Here is a 20783-nt window from a genome sequence, read left to right as displayed (position 1 = left end):
AATAAAATTTTATCAGTATCAATCATCAACTAAAGGTTTTGATATGACGATCCAATCGGTCAATCACAGTATTGAGCAGTTAAAAGCTTATGAAATGGATAAATCCAATGAAGAGCTGACCCGTGAGTATGGCTTGGGTGACATCGTCAAATTGGCGAGCAATGAAAACCCCACGGGCTGCTCGCCACACGTGACCTTGGCAATCACGTCAAAACTGGGTGAATTATCGCGTTATCCCGATGGCGCAGGGCAGGGGCTTAAACAAGCCTTAGCTGATTTTTTGGGCTGCGAAACAAAACAAATTGTGTTGGGGAATGGCTCTAATGAGTTACTCAATAACATTACCGCAAGCTTTGCCGATGGCGATGATGTGATTGTGTATTCTCAATACGCGTTTTCGGATTACGAATTGGCGTCTTTGGGTATTAGTGAGCGAACCCAACAAGTCGCTGCCAAAAATTTTGCTCATGATTTGCCTGCGATGCTTGAGACGGTCAATCAAACCGCCAATTGTAAAATGGTGATTATCACCAATCCCAACAACCCCACAGGCACCGTGCTCGCCAAAGATGACTTGATTAAATTCATCAAAAAAGTGCCATCGGAGGTATTGGTGGTGATTGATGAAGCTTACATCGAATTTGTGCCAACGCTCAGCTGTGTAGATTTGACCCAAGAATATGACAATGTCATTGTGCTACGTAGCTTTTCCAAAGCTTATGGACTGGCAGCCTTGCGCATTGGTTATGCCGTAAGCAGCGTAAGCATTGCCGAGATTTTAAATTATACGCGCCAGTCGTTTAATACCAGTACATTGGCGCATGCCGCCGCCACAGCAGCGATTAAAGACCAACATTTTATTAACCAATATTTGGCGTTTAACCATGAGCAAAAACAAACCTTATATGATGGCTTGGATAGCTTAGGTGTCGTCTATGTCAAATCGGCTACCAATTTTGTGATGGTTAATGTCGGCGATGGCATGGATGTATACCAAACATTGATTGAGCAAGGCGTGGTAGTGCGACCGATGGTTGGGTACGGTCTGCCAGCCTGGATACGTGTGAGTGTGGGTTTGCCTGAAGAAATTAACCGTTTTCTAGATACGTTGGCGCAGGTATTGAGCTAAGCCGATGTTAGAAAAAAGGTTAGAAAAAAAGTTAGAAAAAAATCGTGAAGTATTTTGGCATTTTTTAGCGTTATTTGTGGTCATCGTTTGGGGCACGACCTTAGCAAGCACCAAGGTGCTGCTGGCGGATATGTCACCCATTCAGATTTTGCTGTATCGGTCGTTATTTGCCTATGGGTTATTGTTTGCCATGTCACCTAGACTGCGAACCTTTAGTAGTGTAAAAAACGAAGTGTTGTATTTTTTGTCGGGGCTGTGCGGTATCACCTTGTACTTTTTGCTAGAAAATACCGCATTGCTATATACCTATAGCAGTAACGCGGCGCTGTTAGTCACAGCATCTCCCTTGTTTACGGTGCTGATTGCCAGTTTTATCATTAAAACGCATGCCTTTAGCAAGTTGCTGTTGATTGCCTGTGTGATGGCGTTGGTTGGCGTGGCGTTGGTATTGGCGAATCAGCCGATGAATTTAACCAATGGCATGCTGGGTAATATTTTGGCGTTATTAAGTGGGTTGGCGTGGTCGTTCTTTGGATTTGCTAACAGTGCCATTAAAGATGCGCTCAACCCGATGGTACGCATGCGTAAAGTTTTTTTGTATGGCATAATCACCGCGTCACTGTATATGCTTGTGACAGGTGAAGCCTTTATCAACCTTCACGCGTTTACGCCCATCAATCTGGCAAATTTACTGTTTTTAGGTGGTATCGCTTCCGCCTTGTGTTTTGTGTTGTGGACCAATGCCAATAAGCATTTGGGCGTGGTAAAAACCTCGCTATATATTTATTTTATTCCCTTCATTGCAGTATTGTTGGGTGTGGTTTTATTGGGTGAAACAATAACCAGCAGCACTATTTTGGGTGGGATTTTGATTGCGTTGGCAGTCTTTTTAGCAAATTATAAAAAATCGGTAAGTTAAATGTTTGAAAAAGTGTGTTTTATTGGGCTAGGGCTCATTGGCGCAAGTTTGGCGCAAGCCATGCGTGATAAAAAATTGGCCAAATCAATTGTGGCGGTCAGCCGGTCACAATCAACCATTGACAAAGGTATCAACTACGGACTGCTTGATGCAGGATTTGATGATGCTGCCCTTGCGGTGCAAGGGTCGGACTTGGTGGTAATAGCCACGCCGGTACAGGCGGTCAAAAAAATTTTTGAACAAATCAAACCCATCATTACCGATAACACCATTATCATGGATGTGGGTAGTACCAAAGGCAATATCATTGCAGATGCCAGGGCGGTGTTTGGTGAGGATATGCCAAAAGGTTTTGTGCCGGCCCATCCGATTGCCGGCGCAGAAAAATCAGGGATTGATGCGCGTAATGCCAAACTATTTGATAACCATAAAATTATCTTAACGCCGCTAGATACCACGAGCAAACAAGCGGTTAAAAAAGTGATTGCACTATGGCAGCAGACTGGCGCAGAAGTGGTAACTATGTCAGCGGATTATCATGATAAGGTGCTCGCGCGTACCAGTCATTTACCCCACTTGCTCGCTTACAATCTAGTTGCGCAACTAGCCAAGCACAACGACAATATGGATATTTTTCGTTTCGCGGCGGGTGGCTTTCGGGATTTTACCCGTATCGCCGCCAGCGACCCAACCATGTGGCATGATATTTTTTATGCCAATAAAACCGCGCTCCTCGATGCCATTGATGAGTTTAGTGAGCAATTAAGCCAGTTGAAAGCAATTATCGAGACCAATGATTCTGAGCGGATGCTAGGCATATTGACCCAAGCCCAAGCCGCCCGACAACATTTTGGACATATGTTAAATAAAACGCCTTATTTGGAAAAACAAGCCATGAAGCAAACTTACGTTATCGCCCCAGCTCAACAATTTGAAGGCAGTCACACCGTCGCGGGAGACAAGTCTATTTCTCACCGTTCAATTATGTTTGGTTCGTTAGCCAAAGGCACCACCACGGTGACAGGGTTTTTGGAAGGTGAAGATGCACTCGCTACTTTGCAGGCCTTTCGTGATATGGGCGTAGTGATTGAAGGTCCAAACCAAGGCAGGGTAGTGATTCATGGGGTTGGATTACATGGGTTAAAACCCTCGCATGATCCATTATACATGGGTAATTCAGGCACCAGTATGCGCTTGTTATCAGGTATTTTATCAGCACAAAAATTTGATTCGGTGATGACGGGCGACCCGAGTTTATCCAAACGTCCCATGGAACGCGTCGCCAAGCCTCTGCGTGATATGGGCGCTAAAATCCAAACCACGGGCGAAAAAGGTACGCCGCCGATTAGCATCACCGGTAATCAAACTTTAACAGGTATCCGCTATGAAATGCCGATGGCATCAGCGCAGGTGAAATCGTGTTTGCTGCTAGCAGGGCTATGGGCACAAGGCACCACCACGGTGATTGAGCCAGAAGTGACGCGCGATCACACCGAGCGCATGCTGACGGCATTTGGTTATCCTGTGACAGTGTCAAAAGTGCAAAATGGCAATCAAATTAGTGTGACAGGGGGCGGCGAATTAACGGCATGTGATATCGCAGTGCCTGCTGATATTTCATCCGCGGCATTTTTTATGGTGGCAGGCGCCATCGCCCAACAAGGCAATGTGACCATCAACAAAGTGGGCATCAATCCCACGCGCACCGGCGTGATTGATATCTTAAAGCTGATGGGCGCTGATTTGACATTGACCAATGAAACCACCGTTGGCGGTGAGCCAGTTGCCGATATCGTGGTGAAATCTTCAAAGTTGCAAGGTATTGAGATTCCTGAGCACTTGGTGCCACTCGCCATTGATGAATTCCCTGTGCTGTTTGTGGCAGCAAGTTGTGCCACGGGTAAAACCGTGCTACATGGCGCAGCTGAATTACGCGTTAAAGAGTCTGACCGTATTCAAGTCATGGCAGATGGGCTAAAAACCTTAGGAATTGCATGTACCGTACTCGATGATGGCATTGAAATTGAAGGTCGCGGTGATGTTGCACAAGTGTTTGGCAGTGGTGAGATTGAATGTCACCATGACCATCGCATTGCCATGAGTTTTACCGTGGCAAGTTTGCGCGCAAGCGATACGATTACCATTCATGGTACTGAAACGGTCAATACCAGCTTCCCTAACTTTGCTGAACTGGTCAATAGTGCAGGATTGCAAGTTAAAGTGGTGACTGACTAAACCCTAGGTGAGCTAAACTTGTATCACTGTCGCAAGTCTTTACATGGATGACATGAAAACTAAGATAGACTATGACTTTCTTAGTTTTTACTTTTTTATAAAAAATAAAATTTATCGTTGTGTTAATGAAAAATCAAATCCCCGAAAATCAAATCCCCCAAAGTCAAACCATTGATATCATCAATAGTGACATTCCGACCCGTGCTGTTGATATTACTGACCATGAAAAACCAACCATAGTGACCACCCCCAAAGGGGTATTGACAGCACTGGCTGCTTTTTTGATTTGGGGGTTTTTCCCCCTGTATTTTAAGCTACTCAAAGATTATGATGCGATTGAAATCATTGGGCATCGAATTATTTGGACGTTTGTCACGATTTTACTGATCATGACAGTGACCAAAAACTGGCACTGGGTAAAAGTGATTCAAGCCAACCCAAAATGGCTACTTTATACTGCCGTTTCGGGGACGATTATCTCGGTCAATTGGCTGGTGTACGTGTGGGCGGTCAATCATGATCAGATTTTGGAAGCCAGTTTGGGCTATTATATTGGTCCGTTGATGGGTATTTTACTATCGCTAGTGGTCATCAAAGAAAAACTGCGTCCTTTGCAATGGATGGCAGTGATTTTGGCAGCGATAGGCGTGGCGATTCAGCTGGTCGTGCTGGGTAAATTGCCGTGGGTATCGTTATTGTTAGCGAGTAGCTTTTCTGTGTATGGTTTGATGCATCGCCATACCCCGCTTGACGCGCTGTCTGCGATGTTTATCGAAACGGCATTATTGGTGCCGGTCTTTATTGGCTGGTTTGCTATGCATGATGTTGCTAGTAGTCAGTTAGATTTTTGGCTGTCGCCATCAATTTTTTTATTGATGCTTGCAGGGCCAGTGACCTTGATACCGCTATTGATGTTTAATAAAGCTACCAAAATGGTCAACTTTAGTTTATTGAGCTTTTTAAATTATTTGACCCCGTCCATGATTTTTTTATTGGCGATATTTGTGTATCATGAGCCTTTTAACATTTATAAATTGATTACCTTTGCCTTTATTTGGACAGGGTTGGTATTTTTTAGTTATGATTTAATCAAACAACGAAATACCTAACGAGAGTAAAAATGACCACACCAGAAACCACCCAAAAAACCATGCATGAATCACTATATTCAGCGGCGGATGCCTTGCACGCGATTGCAAACGAAAAGTCCAACAATCAGCCAATCAAACTGACCGGTAATTCAACGGACACGGTATTTGTGAAGGGTCTCAAAGTCGATGCCGTGATTGGCGTGTATGAGTGGGAGCAGCAAATAACCCAACCGTTGATTTTTGATATTGAAATGGTGGGCTGTCAATACCAAGCGTCGCAGACTGATAATATTCAAGATGCCATCAACTATAAAAGTGTCAGTGAGCGCGTGGCTGAAGTGAGCATTGCCAACAAAGTGGCGCTATTAGAGCGGTTAGCGCAATTGGTCGCTGAGATGATTTTGGCAGAATTTGCCCCAGAAAAAGTCACAGTGACGATTCACAAACCAACCGCCATCAAACAAGCCGATAGTGTCGGGGTTAAAATTACCCGTTTTCAGCAAAATTAATTAGCCTAAGCAAAAATTATGTTTATTTGAGCATTTGAGTATGAGTGTACCACCGCGTGATGTCATAGTCATCGAAGCCTGCGTTTTGTCGTTAGCTAGTAATGTCAAACAACCTTATTATTTAGCAAAAGCCAAAGACTGGCTGCAAAACTTTGGTACTTTGACCTTCAGCGCGATTCATAGTAGTGAAGATACCTGTAGTGATGACAATTTAAACAAGCAAACATTCAATACACCGGTTTATTTTAACCAAGTGGCTTATTTAGACTTTGCGCAGCCCATAGATTATTGGCAGTGGTTACAACTCACCAAGAAGTTTGAACAGCAACAAGACAGACTTCTTTATAAAAAACCCGCTGTCACGTTAGACATTGATATCATTGCGGTAAAATGCCTGCATCAAATTGACAATATCGACCAAAGCCTCGATGAAAAAGGCAATCGATTCGTGCTATTTGCTAAATCAGCAAACCAGTGGTTAGGCATCCACCGGCGTTTTCCACTAGCTTGTTATGACCAAGTAGGGATAGTAGATTTATCAAAAAATATCGATTTGTCCTTTATCCGAAGTTTTTAATCCTCATCGCTGTCACTATCACTATTAATATCACTGCCACTATCAATGCCCAATTTTTTCATACGGTAGCGCAGTGAGCGAAACGTTGTATTTAACAGTTTAGCGGCTTGGGTGCGATTCCAACCACTACAGTTGAGCGCTGCTATAATGACTTTTCGTTCTTGATTCATCAAATATTCTTCAAGCCCTTCGGCAGGCAATTGACCTTCTTCAGCAGGGGGCTGGGCTAAATTAGGTACATTGATACCGGCTATTGGCGCATCTAAAGTTAACGATTCATGGGTTAATGCTTCATGGGTGGATTGGGTCGGTGTGGACGCAAGTTGAATATTGGGTTTGACTTTGTAACCACTTGCAAACAAGTTGCTGCTATAGGAAGTATTGATGGGGCTGTTGGAAGCGGATTTAGCTTCAGCTAATGGCACAACTTTTGGCGCGCTCGGTTGACTCAGTGTTGATAAGACGGTGTGATTGGAGTTTTCTATGAATTCATGGATTTCATGGATTCTTGGAGTGTCAGACGATACGTTGGCGGCTGATAATGGCAAATTCAAATGATGGGCTTCAATCACATTATCATCAGCTAGGGTAATCGCCCGCTCTAAGATATTTCTTAATTCACGCACGTTGCCTGCAAAGTGATGGTTTGTCAATTGAACCGCGGCTTCATTCGATAATGTCAGTGGCTGCGCTACTCCCCAATCGTCTGCAATCAAACAAATAAAATGATTGGCTAACAGTAAAATATCATCACGCCGTTCATTGAGACTGGGTAATTTTACTTCAATCACGTTGATGCGATAATATAAATCTTGTCTAAATTCACCCGTTTCGACAAGCTTAGCCAAATTTTTATGGGTAGCGGATAAAAGGCGCACATCCACGGCAATCTCTTGGGTACTCCCAATGGCGCGGATTTTCTTTTCTTGAATCGCGCGTAGTAATTTGACTTGCATTGAAATCGGCAAATCCGCTACTTCATCCAAAAATAGCGTGCCGCCATTTGCTTGTTGGAATAACCCTTCTTTGTCTGCGGTAGCGCCCGTAAAGCTGCCTTTTTTGTGCCCAAAGAACTCGCTTTCCATCAACTCTGATGGGATAGCACCGCAGTTAACAGGCACAAAATTGGCAGAGCAGCGCGGGCTTAAATCATGAATGAGCTTGGCAACGACTTCTTTACCCGTGCCCGATTCTCCCCACAGGAATACGGGCGCTTGGCTACGCGCCAATTTTTGGATGGTGGTTTTAAGCTGGGTAATGACGTTAGATTGTCCAATTAGGCGATTGCTAAAAGGATCATAGACTTCTTTACAATTGAGTTTATTGGCATTTTCCGCCACCTTCAAGGCGTTTTCGACCAGTTGGCGTAGCCGTGATAGCTCAAGCGGTTTATTGACAAAATCAAAGGCGCCCAATTTTAACGCTTCAATCGCCAAATCCATACTACCGTGAGCGGTAATCACTGCCACGGGGGTTTTGGCATAATTTTTACTGATAAATTTAACGATATCTAGTCCTGTCCCATCTGGGAGTTTGAGATCGGTTAAGCAAAAGTCAAAACTATACGCTTGAAGATGGCTGATGCCAGTGGCATAGTCATAGGCGACCTTGGTTTCAATGCCCATTTTTTTGAGTGTCATCTGCATCAAGCGACACAAATCTACTTCATCATCAATAATCAGCGCTAATGCCATACAGATGTAAAACCTTTAACACAAAGTAATTAGAGGGATTATAGCTCTTCGCTTGTTTTATCGTCAGTCAGCTATGGCAAAACAAGCTAGTGCAGACGTTATAGCGGGCTAACTTATGATAGCCCAGTTACTTGCTAGTCTCTGACTCACAAGCACCTTTGGTGACGCTCATAGTCTTGTCCATAGCATTGACGCCATTATTTGCCATACAAGCGTTGCCATAGGTTTGATAGCGGACGATGCCATTATTGATGGTCTTGACGCAGACAGGATCATATTGCATGGTGCACATCATCTCAGGTTTCTTGATGGGCTGAGGCATAGGTTGGGGGTTTTGCTGAGCTGGGCTAACAGCTTGGCAGCCAAATAAACTTAATGAGAAGCATAATGGGGTAAAAAACTTGAACATAGCATTTCCTTATTGTGTTCATTAGGTGATATTAAGAGGTGATACAAGCGGCATTGAGTATACCAAAACTATATGAAATCATCCTCAATAATAACCCACTTGCCAAATTATTATTGCTACTATCTGTTACCAAATCTTTAAAACTTAAGCAGGCAGCCAGCCGTCAGCCGTTGCACCCGTAACAAAGCAAGCCCCAAATCCGCCTATCCCCAAGTACAAGGCCGAGGCTTAAAGCAGATTCGCTCAATTCGCCAGACACCATATAAGGGTAGTGGATAAAAGACAAAAGCTAAAGGCTAATGGTTAAAAAGATGCGTTGAAGTCAATGTCATAGCCCAATCAAAAGTTGTTGTCAAATTTGTTAGCGCATTTTATAGTTAAATTTATGAAAAATTCAATATAAAGATAGGTAATACGTTTGACAATGAGGCAATCATGTTAACACTCACTTTTTTGGGCACATCAGCAGGGATACCCACTAAACACCGCAACGTCACCGCGCTTGCTGTATCACTCATCAATCCTTATAGCAAGGCAAAAAATATGCCTTGGATATTGGTGGACTGTGGGGAAGCCACCCAGCATCAATTACTCAAAACCCCGTTGTCCGTAATGCAACTAGAATTGATTTGCATCACCCATGTACATGGCGACCACTGTTACGGCTTGCCAGGTTTACTGGCAAGTATGGCGATGAGTGGGCGCAAGCACCCATTAACCCTTATCGCCCCACAAGCCATTGCTGATTATCTTGCCGCCGTGCAAGCCACGACAGCGCTGATGATAAGTTTTGACATTAATTTTATCGCCATTGAAAATAGAGGGCAGGGGGATAGTTACCCACCCATCATCCTGGATTTGACAGACGACCATCAGCTACAAGTTGACGTGATTGCGCTATCACACCGTATCCCTAGCCATGCCTTCAAATTCACCCAGCGACTGTCCAAAAAAACCTTATTGACCCAAAAACTCACCGAGCTTAACGTGGTAGATAAACGGCTATGGGGAAAACTTAAGTACGGTATTGACGTCAATCTAGATGATAACACCTTGCTAAAATCCGCGGATTTTGTCACCACCACGCTGCATAAAACCGTGCTGATAGTCGCAGGCGACAATGACTCACCTGAGCTATTAGCAAATGCCATATCAGATACCGATGTGCTAGTACACGAGGCGACCTATACCCAAGCAATCGCTGATAAACGAAAATTAGCCACTCATTATTTTGACCCCATGCACTCAGCCGCCAAGCAAGTAGCTGAGTTTGCGCAGCTGTCACAATTAAAAAACTTGATTTTGACCCATTTTAGCGCACGCTTTCAACCTGTTGATAAACCTAGTAGCAAAACTTTGAATATGTCACATATTCGGGCGGAAGTGGCTGCAAATTATCAAGGTAATTTTTGGCTCGCGCAAGATTTTGATGAATTTGAAATCGACAATGGCAAGGTTAAAAAGCACAATAGACAGCTAGATTAACCTTCAACAAGCCATCGTATTAAAAGAAAATTTTGTAAAAAGTTTTATTGATAACTTTTTTTTATACGCACCAGTCAAATTTACTTGTTATCCCGCCTAGAATTGTTTTGCATAATTAATTATATTTATGGTAATTTAATTATCATTTTTTTAATTTATAACTGTCTTAGCCAATCGTCAGTTGTGGATTGAGAATTCAACCGAACCGCTTGAGGAGAGTGTATGCAAATTGGTGTACCAAAGGAAACTGCATTATATGAAAATCGGATTGCGATTACCCCCGATACCATTAAAAAGTTCATCAAATTGGGTCACAGTATTGTGGTCGAACGCGATGCGGGTAAAGGTTCGTTTATTACCAATGATGCGTTGGAACAAGCAGGGGCGCAAATTGTTGATGATGCGATCTCAACAAGTGATGTGGTGCTCACGGTTAATAGCTTACCGATTGAAAAAATCAACCAGCTAAAACAAGAAGCGATTGTCATCGGCATGATGAATCCGTATCGCAATGCCAATTTGCAGGACTATGCCAATCGCCACGCCAAAGTGTATGCCATGGAGCTATTGCCGCGAACTTTGTCGCGGGCGCAGAACATGGACGTGCTGTCATCCCAAGCCAACTTGGCAGGCTATAAAGCAGTGATTTTGGCTGCTAACCAGTTTGGTCGTCCTTTCCCCATGTTTATGACATCGGCAGGGACGGTGAAACCTGCGCGTATTGTTATCCTAGGCGTAGGCGTCGCGGGTCTGCAAGCGATTGCTACCGCCCGTCGTTTGGGTGCCGTTGTAGAAGCCAGTGACTTACGTCCCACCGTGCGTGATCAAGTGGAGTCAGTCGGTGGTAAATGGCTCGATGTCCCCATGAGCGATGAGGAAAAAGCCAAAGCCAAAGACACAGGCGGCTATGCCTGGACACCGTCTGAGCAATATATCAAAGACCAAGCCGCGGTTGTCGATAAAGCAGTCAGCCAAGCAGATATCGTGATTACCACGGCTCAAATTCCGGGTCGCAATGCCCCGCGTTTGATACACCAAGCTACCATCGATAAAATGAAATCTGGCTCAATTCTACTGGATATGGCAGTGGAAACAGGTGGTAACGTAGAAGGCTCAGTGGTCGGACAAAATATCATCACCCCAAACGGTGTCACCATCATGGGTGTGCCCAATATTCCATCGACTTTGGCGGCGCAGTCATCGGTATTGTATGCCAACAACTTGTATAACTTTTTTGCAACCTTAATGGATGACAATAAAGCGTTTGCGCTCAATCCAGAAGATGAAATCCAAAAAGCCTTGCTGGTTACTAGCCAAGGTCAAGTATTGTTAGCCAGTCGCTAACCTAATTTTCATTTAATTTTACCTATCGAGGTTAGGAGGTTTTATGTTATTGACCCTATTAGCGTCTGCGACATCTGCCACCCCATTTGTGGCAATCTTTAGTATCTTCGTTTTGGCTATTTTTGTGGGTTATTACGTGGTTTGGGGGGTAACACCTGCACTTCATACCCCACTCATGGCGGTGACTAATGCATTATCCAGTATTGTCATCGTCGGTGCCATGCTGCAGACCGTCAGCATCGGTGGCAATATGTTTACCCCAACCAGCTTATTGGGGGCGTTTGCGGTATTTTTAGCCAGCATCAATATTTTTGGTGGTTTTTCGGTGACGGAACGTATGTTAGCGATGTTTAAATCAAAAGATAAAAAAGCCAAAGCTGAGCCAAACAAAGAAGGAAATGCTTGATGAATGAGAATTTGAATTGGGTCGCCCAACATGCTGATTGGTTTTATTTGATTGGTGCGGTGCTATTTATTTTAACCTTACGGGGTTTATCAAGCCCAAAAACCGCCATCCGTGGTAACCGATTCGGTATGATAGGTATGGCGATTGCCATTATTACTACCTTTTTCTTGGCACCCAGTCCGGTATTTGTATTAATTGTTGGCGCGATGGTGCTAGGCGCTGTGGTTGGTACTTGGAAAGCACGTACCGTTGCCATGACGCAAATGCCAGAAACCGTGGCTTTGATGCACTCTTTAGTGGGGCTATCGGCGGTTGCCATCGCACTAGCGAGCGTATTGCATACAGGCGTCGAGCATAGCACCATCGCGCGGTTTGAGTTGTTTGTGGGCTGTTTTATTGGTGCAATTACCTTCTCAGCGTCAATGTTTGCTTTTGGTAAATTGGCGGCAAAAAGCTGGGCAAAGACGCTTAAAGGCAGTTGGGTAAAACCTGTCCAAGCGTTATTATTCATCGCGATGTTAGCGTTTGGTATTATGTATTTTACCACCCAATCCATGCCAGCGTTTTATGCCATGACCATCCTTGCGATTATTTTTGGCTGGATGTGGATTGCACCGATTGGTGGCGGTGATATGCCTGTGGTGGTATCGCTACTAAACTCATTTTCTGGGTGGGCGGCAGCCGGTATCGGTTTTACCCTAGGCAACTCAATGCTGATTATCGCAGGGTCGCTGGTGGGTTCATCTGGGGCGATTTTGTCCTACATTATGTGTAAAGCCATGAACCGTTCATTGCTCAACGTATTGTTTGGCGGTATGTCAAGCAGCTCAGCCGCTGCGACAGAAGAAGATACGGGACCCAAAACTTACCGCACTGGTTCACCTGAAGATGCTGCCTTTATGATGGAAAACTCTAGCAGTGTCGTCATTGTGCCAGGTTATGGTATGGCGCAAGGCCGTGCGCAAAATGCGGTAAAAGAGCTTTATGAAATGCTCAAAGAAGAAGGCGTGGACGTGCGTTTTGCGATTCACCCCGTGGCAGGTCGTATGCCAGGTCATATGAACGTACTATTGGCTGAAGCAGATGTACCGTATGAAGACATCTTAGAAATGGATGAAATCAACTCGGACTTTGCAGGTACTGACGTTGTGCTCATTATCGGTGCCAATGACGTGGTCAACCCAGCGGCAAAAGACGATCCAAACTCACCCATCTTTGGTATGCCAATTCTTGAAGCAAATAAAGCGCAAACCGTGATGGTCATCAAACGCTCAATGAGTGCCGGCTACGCAGGTCTTGATAATAGCTTGTTCTACATGGACAAAACCATGATGATTTTTGGCGATGCCAAAAAAGTGGTGGAAGACATGATTCGCCATATCAATGGCACAGGTCACTAAGTTTTTTTAACTTTAATCAACCCTGACTAACCAGTTTAGTCAGGGTTTTTTATTTGCTATAATCAGGCGGATATCACAAGGAAAATTTATGAATTTATTAATTCGTTATCTTATCTTATGCTTGATGCTAAAATCTGATAAAGCAAAGTCATCTAAACCAAGCTATAGCGATGCGATTATCCGCCACTACCGGATTTTGCCGCATGATATGGGGTTTCGTCACCATGTGCCTAATTATCGCTACTTAAGCTTTATTGAGCTTAACATCCAGCAGTGGCTGATGCAGCAACGCCCAACGGACAAGCTAGGTTGGGTGATTGCATCGCAACAATTAACCTACATCAAAGAAAGCTTTTTGTTTGATAAATTGACGCTTCGCAGTCAATTATTGGCTTGGGATAAAAAATACCTATATTTTCGCCACGAGTTTTGGGTGAAAAATGACTTGTATGTGGTGGCACTGACCAAAATTGTATTGATGCTAGACCAGCAAGTGCAACCGACCAGCGTCATTGTACAGCAAGATGAACAAACTCATCCTGTCATTAAAACCTGGCAAGACAATCTTAACGAAATCAAAAAACTCACCCCCATCAAGTAATTGGAGAAAAATATGTCCCTCAAATGGAACGACACGTTAGAAATTGCCATTCAACTTTTTGAAAAATACCCTGATGAAGACGTGCAATATATTCGTTTTACCGATTTGCATCGGTATGTGACGCAGTTGGAAGAATTTAGCGATGATCCAACCAAATCGACCGAAAAACAACTAGAAGCGATTCAAATGGCTTGGCTAGACGAACTAGATTGAGCTGAATGCTAGATTCTTAAACATACTAGATTGTTAATGAGCAGCAGCTAAATTAATTTACCCATGAAAAATGACCCGCGTTTGCTTAATGCGTCAGCCAAAAAATAACGGTCTTTGATGTCATTTGACTTGGGTAATAATCATTTGGCTTGGGTAAATAATCAGTTGCCACGCCCACGAAGATTGCCAACCCCTAAATTAGCCTTATCACTGGGTTGTTAGCATGCAGTATTTAGTTTAACAGTAAGTTTTGTAATATTTGTTCATAAATTGCGGCAAGTTTGCCCAAATCTTCGACTTCTACACATTCATCAATTTGGTGGATGGTGGCATTACGCACGCCAAGCTCAACCACTTCCGGCGACCTATTGTCAACATTCAAGGTTGCAATAAAACGACCATCTGAAGTGCCGCCTGTGGTTGAAAGCTCTGTATCTGTCCCTGTCACGGCTTTAATCGCGGATTGACAGGCGCCGACGAGGTTGCCTTGCGGCGTCAAAAATGGGTTGCCCGATAATTTCCAATTGATGTGATAACTGGCTGCACCGTCTTGAAAATGCTTGTCAAAAATCGCATGGGTAGTCGCTTTAAGTTTCTCATCGTTGGTCTCAGTGGAAAAACGAAAATTAAACTCGGCACTTAAAGTTGCAGGAATCACATTGTTAGCCCCAGTGCCTGCATGAAGGTTTGAGATTTGCAGGGTGGTGGCAGGAAAATACGCATTGCCATTGTCCCAAGTTTGGCTACAAAGCTCGGACAGTGCTGGCAAAGCATAATGAATAGGGTTCACTGCCAAATGCGGGTAGGCAACATGGCCTTGTTTGCCGGTGACTGTCAAAACGGCGCCAAGCGAGCCACGACGACCATTTTTGATGATATCACCCAAGGTGTGAGTGCTAGAGGGTTCGCCAATCAAGCAATAGGTTATCGGTTGGTTGCGCGATTGCAATGTTTCCACCACTTTGATTGTACCGTTAACCGAAGGACCTTCTTCATCAGCGGTAATTAAGAAAGCAATTGAACCATGATGATTAGGGTGCTTGGCGACAAAGTTTTCAACAGCGACAGTAAATGCCGCAATCGCTGTTTTCATGTCTGCGGCACCACGCCCATAGAGTATGCCATCTTTGATAGTGGGTTCAAATGGCGGATAAGTCCATTGGCTGACATCGCCCGTGGGCACGACATCGGTATGTCCTGCAAAACATAATACGGGCGCCTGCGCCTGCCCACGACCTTGACGAATTGCCCATAAATTTTTGACTTCTGCTTCGCGTCCTGTTGTGCCTTTTTCACCAAAGTATAAAAACTCACAATCAAAGCCGAGGTGGTTAAGCCGCTCAGCCAGTATATTTTGACAGTCAAGGTCAGTTGGCGTCACTGATGGCTCGCGCATCAGCTGTAAACTTAGTGCTAAGGTTTGCGCTTGAAGGTGGTCTAAATCAGTGGCGTTACTGGCATAATCAGTCATTGTCGTTTCCTTAAAATCTCTCAAAAATCTCGCTTATTTGCGCTGCATATTAGCATAAATTAGCGCCTTAGCGGGTCGCATTGTTCGCAATCGCTCAGCATTTTGGCTACAATACGCTTTTTTTCTCGCTATGCTTTTTTTCTTATTGTGCTTTTTTGTGTTTTTTGCGAATGTTACTGGGGACATGTGGTATCGATGAATATCTCTACTTTTTTAATGGGCATGAGCGTGTGCTTTTCCCTAATTTTGGCGATTGGGGCACAGAATGCGTTTGTGCTTAAACAAGGGCTAAAACAACAATTTGTGTTTATCGTGTGTTTGATTTGCGCGTTATCCGATGCGGTGTTGATTACGGGTGGCGTGTTTGGTTTTGGCAAGCTGATTTCGCAATTCCCGCTGATTATCACCATCGCAAAATACGCAGGGGCGTTGTTTTTAATTGTGTATGGTGCCCGAAGTTTTATTGCGGCTTATCAATCAAACCAATCGCTCGTGGCGCAGGGTGAAGACGTTGGTAATTTAAAACAAGTGATTGCTATGTGCTTGGCGTTTACTTGGCTCAATCCCCATGTGTATTTAGATACGGTGATTTTGCTTGGGACGATTGCATCACAGGTTACCGATAAGCTGGCGTTTGCCTTGGGTGCAATTTTATCTTCGTTTATCTTCTTTTTTAGTTTGGGTTATGGTGCGCGTGTGCTGCAGCCGCTATTTGCCAAACCACTGTCTTGGAAAATTCTTGATATCCTCATCGGGGTTGTGATGTGGGGGATTGCGGCAAGTTTATTACTGGCTAATTAGCCCATCTTTTCTCATCCAAGTGGCAATGGAGAAGCGTTCACGATGGGTGATTGCGACTTGATGGACTAAGTTACTGTTAAAAATCACCAATCTGTTACCTTGGGGCTGTAATTGTTGTTGTGTATCATGCTGATCGATGACAACAATTTCACCGCCATCGTGCGCGCCCCAACCCTCATTGAGATAAAAAACCGCCGATAACACACGTTCATCACGCCCTTGCGGGTTGTCTGAATGCCACTGATAACCAAACCCTGCAGGGTAGCGGGCATAATGGGCTTCACTACGGCGAATGCCAGTGTATAAGGTTTGATTAAAAAATTGCGCGAGCTCATTAATCGCTTGTAGATACTGCATACCTATCGGACAGCGCTCATCAATCCAGCGGGTGCTATCTCCGCGAATGCTAGTGATTCGCTCACCCTGCGTCAAATTGGCCGCTTGATAGTCAATCAAGCCACTCTCTTTTTGTAACGCCTGAAAAAATTTGACGTCAAAACAGTCATCTAGCACGATAAACCCGTTATTAACCAGACCGTCAAGCTGTGCGTCGTTTATTTTTTCAAACCAGTTGGGCAGGATAAAATTCAACTCTGGCATGTGCGCTGTGTTTCCTCCAGCATTGTTTAACATTTAACTGGGCAATTTTTAGCAAAAACTTCTAGCAAAAACTTCGCCAATTTTTGATAGCTATGCTACCATATCTGCTAATTTGTTTACGAAAAATTTATTATGAATTATCAACACAGCTACCACGCGGGCAACTTCGCTGATGTGGTAAAACACGTTTTATTACTCCAATTACTTGAGATGATGAGCGCCAAGCCAAAACCTTATTATATTTTGGATGCATATGGTGGGCGCGGTTTGTATTCACTGGCCAGTGATGAGGCGAAAAAAACGGGTGAAGCCATCCATGGTATTACCAAACTGCTAGCGCAAGATAACAGCCAAGCACCACAGGCGGTGCAAGCCTATCTACAAGATATTGGCTACGCCAAAAAATTCTACGATAAGCATGTGTATCCAGGTTCACCTTGGTTTATTGCCCATCACATCGAAAAACAACAAGACGCTCACCCAGAGATTAACAATCGCGCCGAAGCGTTTGAATGGAAAGCCAGCGAGTTTGATGCGCTCAACTACCAACTGCACCAATTGCCCATTGGCGTGCAACATCGCAATGCCTATGAAGGGATTTTGGCGGTACTACCACCGCAAGAAAAACGCGGGTTGATTTTAATCGATCCCCCCTTTGAACAGGAACACCGTGATTTTAGCGCATTAGTAGATTTGTTGGTCAAAGCGCATAAAAAATGGTCAACCGGGGTGTTGGCTCTTTGGTACCCCATCAAAAACAACGATGCGGTTGAGCTGTTTTATAAAAAAATGAAACGTACCGAAATCCGCCGTCAATTGGTACTTGAGCTGAATATTTTCCCACCCGATTTGCCGATGGGCTTAAATGGGACGGGCATGTTGGTGATTAACCCACCGTGGCAATTTGATGCTAAAGCCGAAGAGATTTTGCAATATCTACAGCCAATTTTGCAGCATCCTGAAAGCCCACAAATGAGTGTGGAGCAGCGCACCAAAGTACAATGGTTGGTTGGCGAATAATTCACACTTGGCGGGTTAACTGGTCACAAAACCCGCCAAATTTTGCAATTTTTTACCGAGCTCGATGCACCTAGCAACAGACGATTTATTATAGACGACCTGCAAGAGACAACCTGCAAGGATAATCAATGAATAACGATAATAATAACCAACCAACCCTTATCAAGACGCCCATCGACCCCTCCCAACAGCCGCCACCGGCTCAGGATATCAATCCAATTCAGCTTGAGCATCAGCGTAACCGTGAATTGGCAGAAACCGATGACTATGATGGGCTCACCTTTGAAGTCATTGAAAATGCGCGTGTCGCTGACAAAACGATTGCGCAAAAAGGCGTTTATTTAATTCCCAATTCATTTACGCTATTGTCGCTGCTTGCGGCATTTTATTCGATCACCCAAAGCGCGTTGGGGGAAGGGCATTATATGCGCGCCTGTGTGGCGATTTTTATCTCGGCATTGCTAGATGGATTAGATGGTCGGGCGGCAAGGCTGTTCAATGCACAAAGTCCCTTTGGCGAGCAGCTAGACTCGCTAGCCGACTGCATCGCGTTTGGACTGGCGCCTGCGTTATTGATTTATCATTATGCGTTAGAGCCGTTGGGGCGTATTGGTATCGCTTGCGCCTTTGTGTATGCTGCCTGTGCGGCACTGAGACTGGCGCGTTTTAATGTACAAATTGGTGTCGTTGATAAAAAATACTTTGTCGGGGTAGCAAGTCCGTTAGCCGCTATTTTAGTCACTACGTTTGTGATGGTACATATGGATTGGCAAGTTGAATTGCCGGCGACCAGTCCCGCTTTTCAAATCTTGGCAGCTATTTGGGTAGTGGTTGCCGGCTTTTTGATGGTGAGTAATTTAAAATACTATAGCTTTAAAGAGTTTGATAAAAAGCGTGTCCCGTTTGTGGCATTGATTTTAATTGTGTTTGCGCTCGGTATCGTGCTGTATAATATTCCTGCAGGATTGCTCGCGATTAGCGTGATTTATGCCTTATCGGGCCCAGTAACTGCGGTTTGGAGCAAGTTTAAACGCAAATCTATTTAGCGCTACTTTAGGTTTTTTTGTTTTAGTAGTAATTTTTTTTAGAAACGGATGTTCAAATAGTACAAAAACTGGCATGATGAGCGTATCGTTTTCATGCCCGTTTTTTTTGGGTAACATGATGCGTTGTTCAAGGATATGAACCATTAATTTCCTCATAAGGAGTATGAGATGCACCGTCAGTCTGATTTAATCCACCCTACTTTTAGCCTAACCAAAATTTTTATCTCGGTGTGGTTGGCATCAACCTTAGCCGCTTGTGGTAGCGACAATGATTCCGCGACAACGCCACCTGCCAAAACAGGCGTTGCCTCACTGCCCACAGGTAATTTAATCAAAGATCCATTAACGACCAAAAATCTTACCACCAACGCCTTAACCCAGTTATTTAATACCACAGATCCCGATTTTAGCCAAGTTGCAGCCACGCCCAAGTGTGGTGTGCGTGTAGAATACATGCAATATGATACCGTCGATGTCAAAGGTAATAAGACCGATGCGACGGGTGCTGTGTTTATTCCGACAGGCACGGATGCAAACTGTAGTGGCAATCGACCCATTGTACTCAATGCCCACGGTACGGCAACGACCAAAGCCTATAATTTTGCAGAAGTCGGTAATGCCAACAATGAAGCAGGACCAGCCGCGACATTGTTAGCGGCTCTGTTTGCAGGGCAAGGCTATGTGGTTATCTCACCCAATTATGCAGGTTATGACAAATCAAGCCTAGCTTATCATCCATACCTCAATGCCCAGCAGCAGTCACACGAGATGGCAGATGCGTTAAAAGCAGGCAGGGAAGTGGTACGCCGCACAGGCAGTGCAACCAATGTCGCTGACAATGGCAAATTGTTTATCACAGGTTATTCTCAAGGTGGCTATGTCACCATGGCAACCACACGCTATCTTGAAACGCTTAAAGAACCTGTGACAGCAGCACTGCCAATTTCTGGACCCTATGCTATGGAAGCCTTTGGTGATGTGGTATTTGGTGGCAAAGTCATGCTCGGTGCGACTTTTTTTGCCCCGCTGATGGCTCGCAACTATCAAGAGCAGTATGGCAATATTTATGCCAAACCCAGTGACATGTTTGCGCCAGCCAATGCCGATGAAATCCCCTCGCTACTGCCTAGCGCCAGTATGACTGATATGCAGCTCATTTTAAGTGGCAAATTGCCTGCCTCAGCGATGTTTCAAAAAGCGCCAACTGGCAATTCAACGCTCGATGCGATATCACCGTCTGACCCAGGATTTAGCTTTGGTTTTGACAGCACGCAGTATTTAGTCAAAAATGACTACCGATTAGGGTACTTGGCAGATGCCCAAAAAAATGTCGATTGGGCAGTCCCTTATTTACAAGGCTATACCAACTATAAACCAGTGCCTGCCACACTGCCTGAACATCCCCTGCGTAAAGCGTTAAAAGCCAATGACTTGCGTGGCTATTTGCCCACAATGCCTGTCATTATGTGTGGGGGTAACCAAGATCCGATGGTGTTCTTTGACGTCAATAGTAGCTTGATGAAAACGCTATGGGACACTGATACTAATAAAACTAGCGCGACCAAGTTGGGAATTATTGATATCGATGTCACCAATCGCGCCACGCGTCAAAAACCAGTTTATCAAACGTTAGGTTTTGATACCGTCAAAAATAATAGCATCCAGTCTCAATCAGAAAAAATGCAAGCAGGATTCGCTAGCAAAGTGCAAAATATTGCAGCGATTGCGGCTGCCAACGGGGGCAATCCATCACAAGCCGTCGCTATGCAATATCATGGTTTAGTCACGCCATATTGTATGGGTGTGGCACAGACATTGTTTAGCCAGTTCTAA

General features: G+C 44.4%; 20 protein-coding genes. 16 read left to right on the top strand and 4 right to left on the bottom strand.

What is annotated here, in order from left to right; genetic code table 11:
• Positions 1 to 43 precede the first annotated feature (43 nt).
• The 6 genes from hisC to RT143_RS02325 all read left to right on the top strand — a co-directional run bounded on the left by hisC (position 44) and on the right by RT143_RS02325 (position 6460).
• Entirely contained in the window at positions 44 to 1129 is a 1086-nt protein-coding gene (gene hisC / locus RT143_RS02350; RefSeq protein ID WP_313090914.1) for a histidinol-phosphate transaminase, read from the top strand.
• Between the two features lie 4 nt (positions 1130 to 1133).
• Entirely contained in the window at positions 1134 to 2048 is a 915-nt protein-coding gene (locus RT143_RS02345) for a DMT family transporter (RefSeq protein ID WP_313090911.1), read from the top strand.
• The gene (locus RT143_RS02340) at positions 2049 to 4283 is read left to right on the top strand and encodes a bifunctional prephenate dehydrogenase/3-phosphoshikimate 1-carboxyvinyltransferase (RefSeq protein WP_313090908.1); all 2235 of its coding nucleotides are present in this window, start codon (positions 2049 to 2051) and stop codon (positions 4281 to 4283) included.
• A gap of 125 nt (positions 4284 to 4408) precedes the next feature.
• On the top strand, positions 4409 to 5392 hold the full coding sequence (gene rarD, locus RT143_RS02335; RefSeq protein WP_313090907.1) for an EamA family transporter RarD: 984 nt from the start codon (positions 4409 to 4411) through the stop codon (positions 5390 to 5392).
• Between the two features lie 11 nt (positions 5393 to 5403).
• Positions 5404 to 5883, top strand: a complete 480-nt coding sequence (gene folB, locus RT143_RS02330) for a dihydroneopterin aldolase (RefSeq protein ID WP_312533663.1) — start codon at positions 5404 to 5406, stop codon at positions 5881 to 5883.
• Positions 5884 to 5923: 40 nt separating this feature from the next.
• Positions 5924 to 6460, top strand: a complete 537-nt coding sequence (locus RT143_RS02325; protein ID WP_313090904.1) for a 2-amino-4-hydroxy-6-hydroxymethyldihydropteridine diphosphokinase — start codon at positions 5924 to 5926, stop codon at positions 6458 to 6460.
• On the opposite strand, the gene RT143_RS02320 is transcribed toward RT143_RS02325, so the two are convergent.
• Positions 6457 to 8154, bottom strand: a complete 1698-nt coding sequence (locus tag RT143_RS02320) for a sigma 54-interacting transcriptional regulator (RefSeq protein WP_313090902.1) — start codon at positions 8152 to 8154, stop codon at positions 6457 to 6459. The genes RT143_RS02325 and RT143_RS02320 overlap by 4 nt on opposite strands.
• 127 nt (positions 8155 to 8281) lie before the next feature.
• A complete protein-coding gene (locus tag RT143_RS02315) occupies positions 8282 to 8563 on the bottom strand; it encodes a subtilase-type protease inhibitor (protein WP_099808037.1) in 282 nt (93 codons plus the stop codon).
• A 435-nt stretch (positions 8564 to 8998) separates the two neighbouring features.
• Between RT143_RS02315 and RT143_RS02310 the strand changes: the two genes are divergently transcribed.
• The 6 genes from RT143_RS02310 (at position 8999) to iscX (ending at position 14012) form a co-directional block, all read left to right on the top strand.
• Complete coding sequence (locus RT143_RS02310) at positions 8999 to 10048, top strand: ribonuclease Z (RefSeq protein WP_313090899.1); 1050 nt, start codon at positions 8999 to 9001, stop codon at positions 10046 to 10048.
• A 222-nt stretch (positions 10049 to 10270) separates the two neighbouring features.
• Positions 10271 to 11392, top strand: coding sequence for a Re/Si-specific NAD(P)(+) transhydrogenase subunit alpha (locus RT143_RS02305; protein WP_313090898.1), 1122 nt, complete (start codon positions 10271 to 10273; stop codon positions 11390 to 11392).
• Positions 11393 to 11435: 43 nt separating this feature from the next.
• The gene (locus RT143_RS02300; RefSeq protein WP_101963738.1) at positions 11436 to 11798 is read left to right on the top strand and encodes a proton-translocating transhydrogenase family protein; all 363 of its coding nucleotides are present in this window, start codon (positions 11436 to 11438) and stop codon (positions 11796 to 11798) included.
• An 11-nt stretch (positions 11799 to 11809) separates the two neighbouring features.
• The gene (locus tag RT143_RS02295) at positions 11810 to 13198 is read left to right on the top strand and encodes an NAD(P)(+) transhydrogenase (Re/Si-specific) subunit beta (RefSeq protein WP_313090957.1); all 1389 of its coding nucleotides are present in this window, start codon (positions 11810 to 11812) and stop codon (positions 13196 to 13198) included.
• Positions 13199 to 13286: 88 nt separating this feature from the next.
• On the top strand, positions 13287 to 13799 hold the full coding sequence (locus tag RT143_RS02290; protein WP_313090897.1) for an acyl-CoA thioesterase: 513 nt from the start codon (positions 13287 to 13289) through the stop codon (positions 13797 to 13799).
• A 12-nt stretch (positions 13800 to 13811) separates the two neighbouring features.
• Positions 13812 to 14012: a Fe-S cluster assembly protein IscX gene (gene iscX, locus RT143_RS02285; protein WP_313090895.1), complete on the top strand. Its 201-nt coding sequence runs from the start codon at positions 13812 to 13814 to the stop codon at positions 14010 to 14012.
• A 232-nt stretch (positions 14013 to 14244) separates the two neighbouring features.
• On the opposite strand, the gene dapE is transcribed toward iscX, so the two are convergent.
• Complete coding sequence (dapE, locus tag RT143_RS02280) at positions 14245 to 15483, bottom strand: succinyl-diaminopimelate desuccinylase (protein WP_313090894.1); 1239 nt, start codon at positions 15481 to 15483, stop codon at positions 14245 to 14247.
• Between the two features lie 186 nt (positions 15484 to 15669).
• Between dapE and RT143_RS02275 the strand changes: the two genes are divergently transcribed.
• Positions 15670 to 16284: a LysE/ArgO family amino acid transporter gene (locus tag RT143_RS02275; protein WP_409519678.1), complete on the top strand. Its 615-nt coding sequence runs from the start codon at positions 15670 to 15672 to the stop codon at positions 16282 to 16284.
• On the opposite strand, the gene RT143_RS02270 is transcribed toward RT143_RS02275, so the two are convergent.
• Entirely contained in the window at positions 16270 to 16884 is a 615-nt protein-coding gene (locus RT143_RS02270) for a 2OG-Fe(II) oxygenase (protein ID WP_313090893.1), read from the bottom strand. The two genes, RT143_RS02275 and RT143_RS02270, sit on opposite strands and share 15 nt — an antisense overlap.
• A 132-nt stretch (positions 16885 to 17016) precedes the next feature.
• Here RT143_RS02270 and RT143_RS02265 point away from each other — a divergent pair, with 132 nt between their 5' ends.
• The 3 genes from RT143_RS02265 (at position 17017) to RT143_RS02255 (ending at position 20783) form a co-directional block, all read left to right on the top strand.
• Positions 17017 to 17904: a 23S rRNA (adenine(2030)-N(6))-methyltransferase RlmJ gene (locus RT143_RS02265; protein ID WP_313090890.1), complete on the top strand. Its 888-nt coding sequence runs from the start codon at positions 17017 to 17019 to the stop codon at positions 17902 to 17904.
• Positions 17905 to 18032: 128 nt separating this feature from the next.
• Positions 18033 to 18950 (top strand): CDP-diacylglycerol--serine O-phosphatidyltransferase, encoded by a 918-nt coding sequence (gene pssA, locus RT143_RS02260; RefSeq protein ID WP_313090888.1) that lies wholly within the window; start codon positions 18033 to 18035, stop codon positions 18948 to 18950.
• Positions 18951 to 19118: 168 nt separating this feature from the next.
• Positions 19119 to 20783, top strand: a complete 1665-nt coding sequence (locus RT143_RS02255) for an alpha/beta hydrolase family protein (RefSeq protein ID WP_313090886.1) — start codon at positions 19119 to 19121, stop codon at positions 20781 to 20783.

The sequence above is a fragment of the Moraxella sp. CTOTU48268 genome (assembly GCF_032069585.1).
In the GTDB taxonomy this organism is placed as follows: domain Bacteria; phylum Pseudomonadota; class Gammaproteobacteria; order Pseudomonadales; family Moraxellaceae; genus Faucicola; species Faucicola cinerea.
The sequence above is the reverse complement of the archived record's forward strand: the minus strand, read 5'-3'. Positions and strand labels throughout refer to the sequence as shown.

Excerpts from the sequence above, each read along its gene's own strand:
- hisC (WP_313090914.1), top strand. The coding sequence starts at position 44 with ATGACGATCCAATCGGTCAATCACAGTATTGAGCAGTTAAAAGCTTAT.
- RT143_RS02345 (WP_313090911.1), top strand. The coding sequence starts at position 1,134 with ATGTTAGAAAAAAGGTTAGAAAAAAAGTTAGAAAAAAATCGTGAAGTA.
- RT143_RS02340 (WP_313090908.1), top strand. The coding sequence starts at position 2,049 with ATGTTTGAAAAAGTGTGTTTTATTGGGCTAGGGCTCATTGGCGCAAGT.
- rarD (WP_313090907.1), top strand. The coding sequence starts at position 4,409 with ATGAAAAATCAAATCCCCGAAAATCAAATCCCCCAAAGTCAAACCATT.
- folB (WP_312533663.1), top strand. The coding sequence starts at position 5,404 with ATGACCACACCAGAAACCACCCAAAAAACCATGCATGAATCACTATAT.
- RT143_RS02325 (WP_313090904.1), top strand. The coding sequence starts at position 5,924 with ATGAGTGTACCACCGCGTGATGTCATAGTCATCGAAGCCTGCGTTTTG.
- RT143_RS02320 (WP_313090902.1), bottom strand. The coding sequence starts at position 8,154 with ATGGCATTAGCGCTGATTATTGATGATGAAGTAGATTTGTGTCGCTTG.
- RT143_RS02315 (WP_099808037.1), bottom strand. The coding sequence starts at position 8,563 with ATGTTCAAGTTTTTTACCCCATTATGCTTCTCATTAAGTTTATTTGGC.
- RT143_RS02310 (WP_313090899.1), top strand. The coding sequence starts at position 8,999 with ATGTTAACACTCACTTTTTTGGGCACATCAGCAGGGATACCCACTAAA.
- RT143_RS02305 (WP_313090898.1), top strand. The coding sequence starts at position 10,271 with ATGCAAATTGGTGTACCAAAGGAAACTGCATTATATGAAAATCGGATT.
- RT143_RS02300 (WP_101963738.1), top strand. The coding sequence starts at position 11,436 with ATGTTATTGACCCTATTAGCGTCTGCGACATCTGCCACCCCATTTGTG.
- RT143_RS02290 (WP_313090897.1), top strand. The coding sequence starts at position 13,287 with ATGAATTTATTAATTCGTTATCTTATCTTATGCTTGATGCTAAAATCT.
- iscX (WP_313090895.1), top strand. The coding sequence starts at position 13,812 with ATGTCCCTCAAATGGAACGACACGTTAGAAATTGCCATTCAACTTTTT.
- dapE (WP_313090894.1), bottom strand. The coding sequence starts at position 15,483 with ATGACTGATTATGCCAGTAACGCCACTGATTTAGACCACCTTCAAGCG.
- RT143_RS02270 (WP_313090893.1), bottom strand. The coding sequence starts at position 16,884 with ATGCCAGAGTTGAATTTTATCCTGCCCAACTGGTTTGAAAAAATAAAC.
- RT143_RS02265 (WP_313090890.1), top strand. The coding sequence starts at position 17,017 with ATGAATTATCAACACAGCTACCACGCGGGCAACTTCGCTGATGTGGTA.
- pssA (WP_313090888.1), top strand. The coding sequence starts at position 18,033 with ATGAATAACGATAATAATAACCAACCAACCCTTATCAAGACGCCCATC.
- RT143_RS02255 (WP_313090886.1), top strand. The coding sequence starts at position 19,119 with ATGCACCGTCAGTCTGATTTAATCCACCCTACTTTTAGCCTAACCAAA.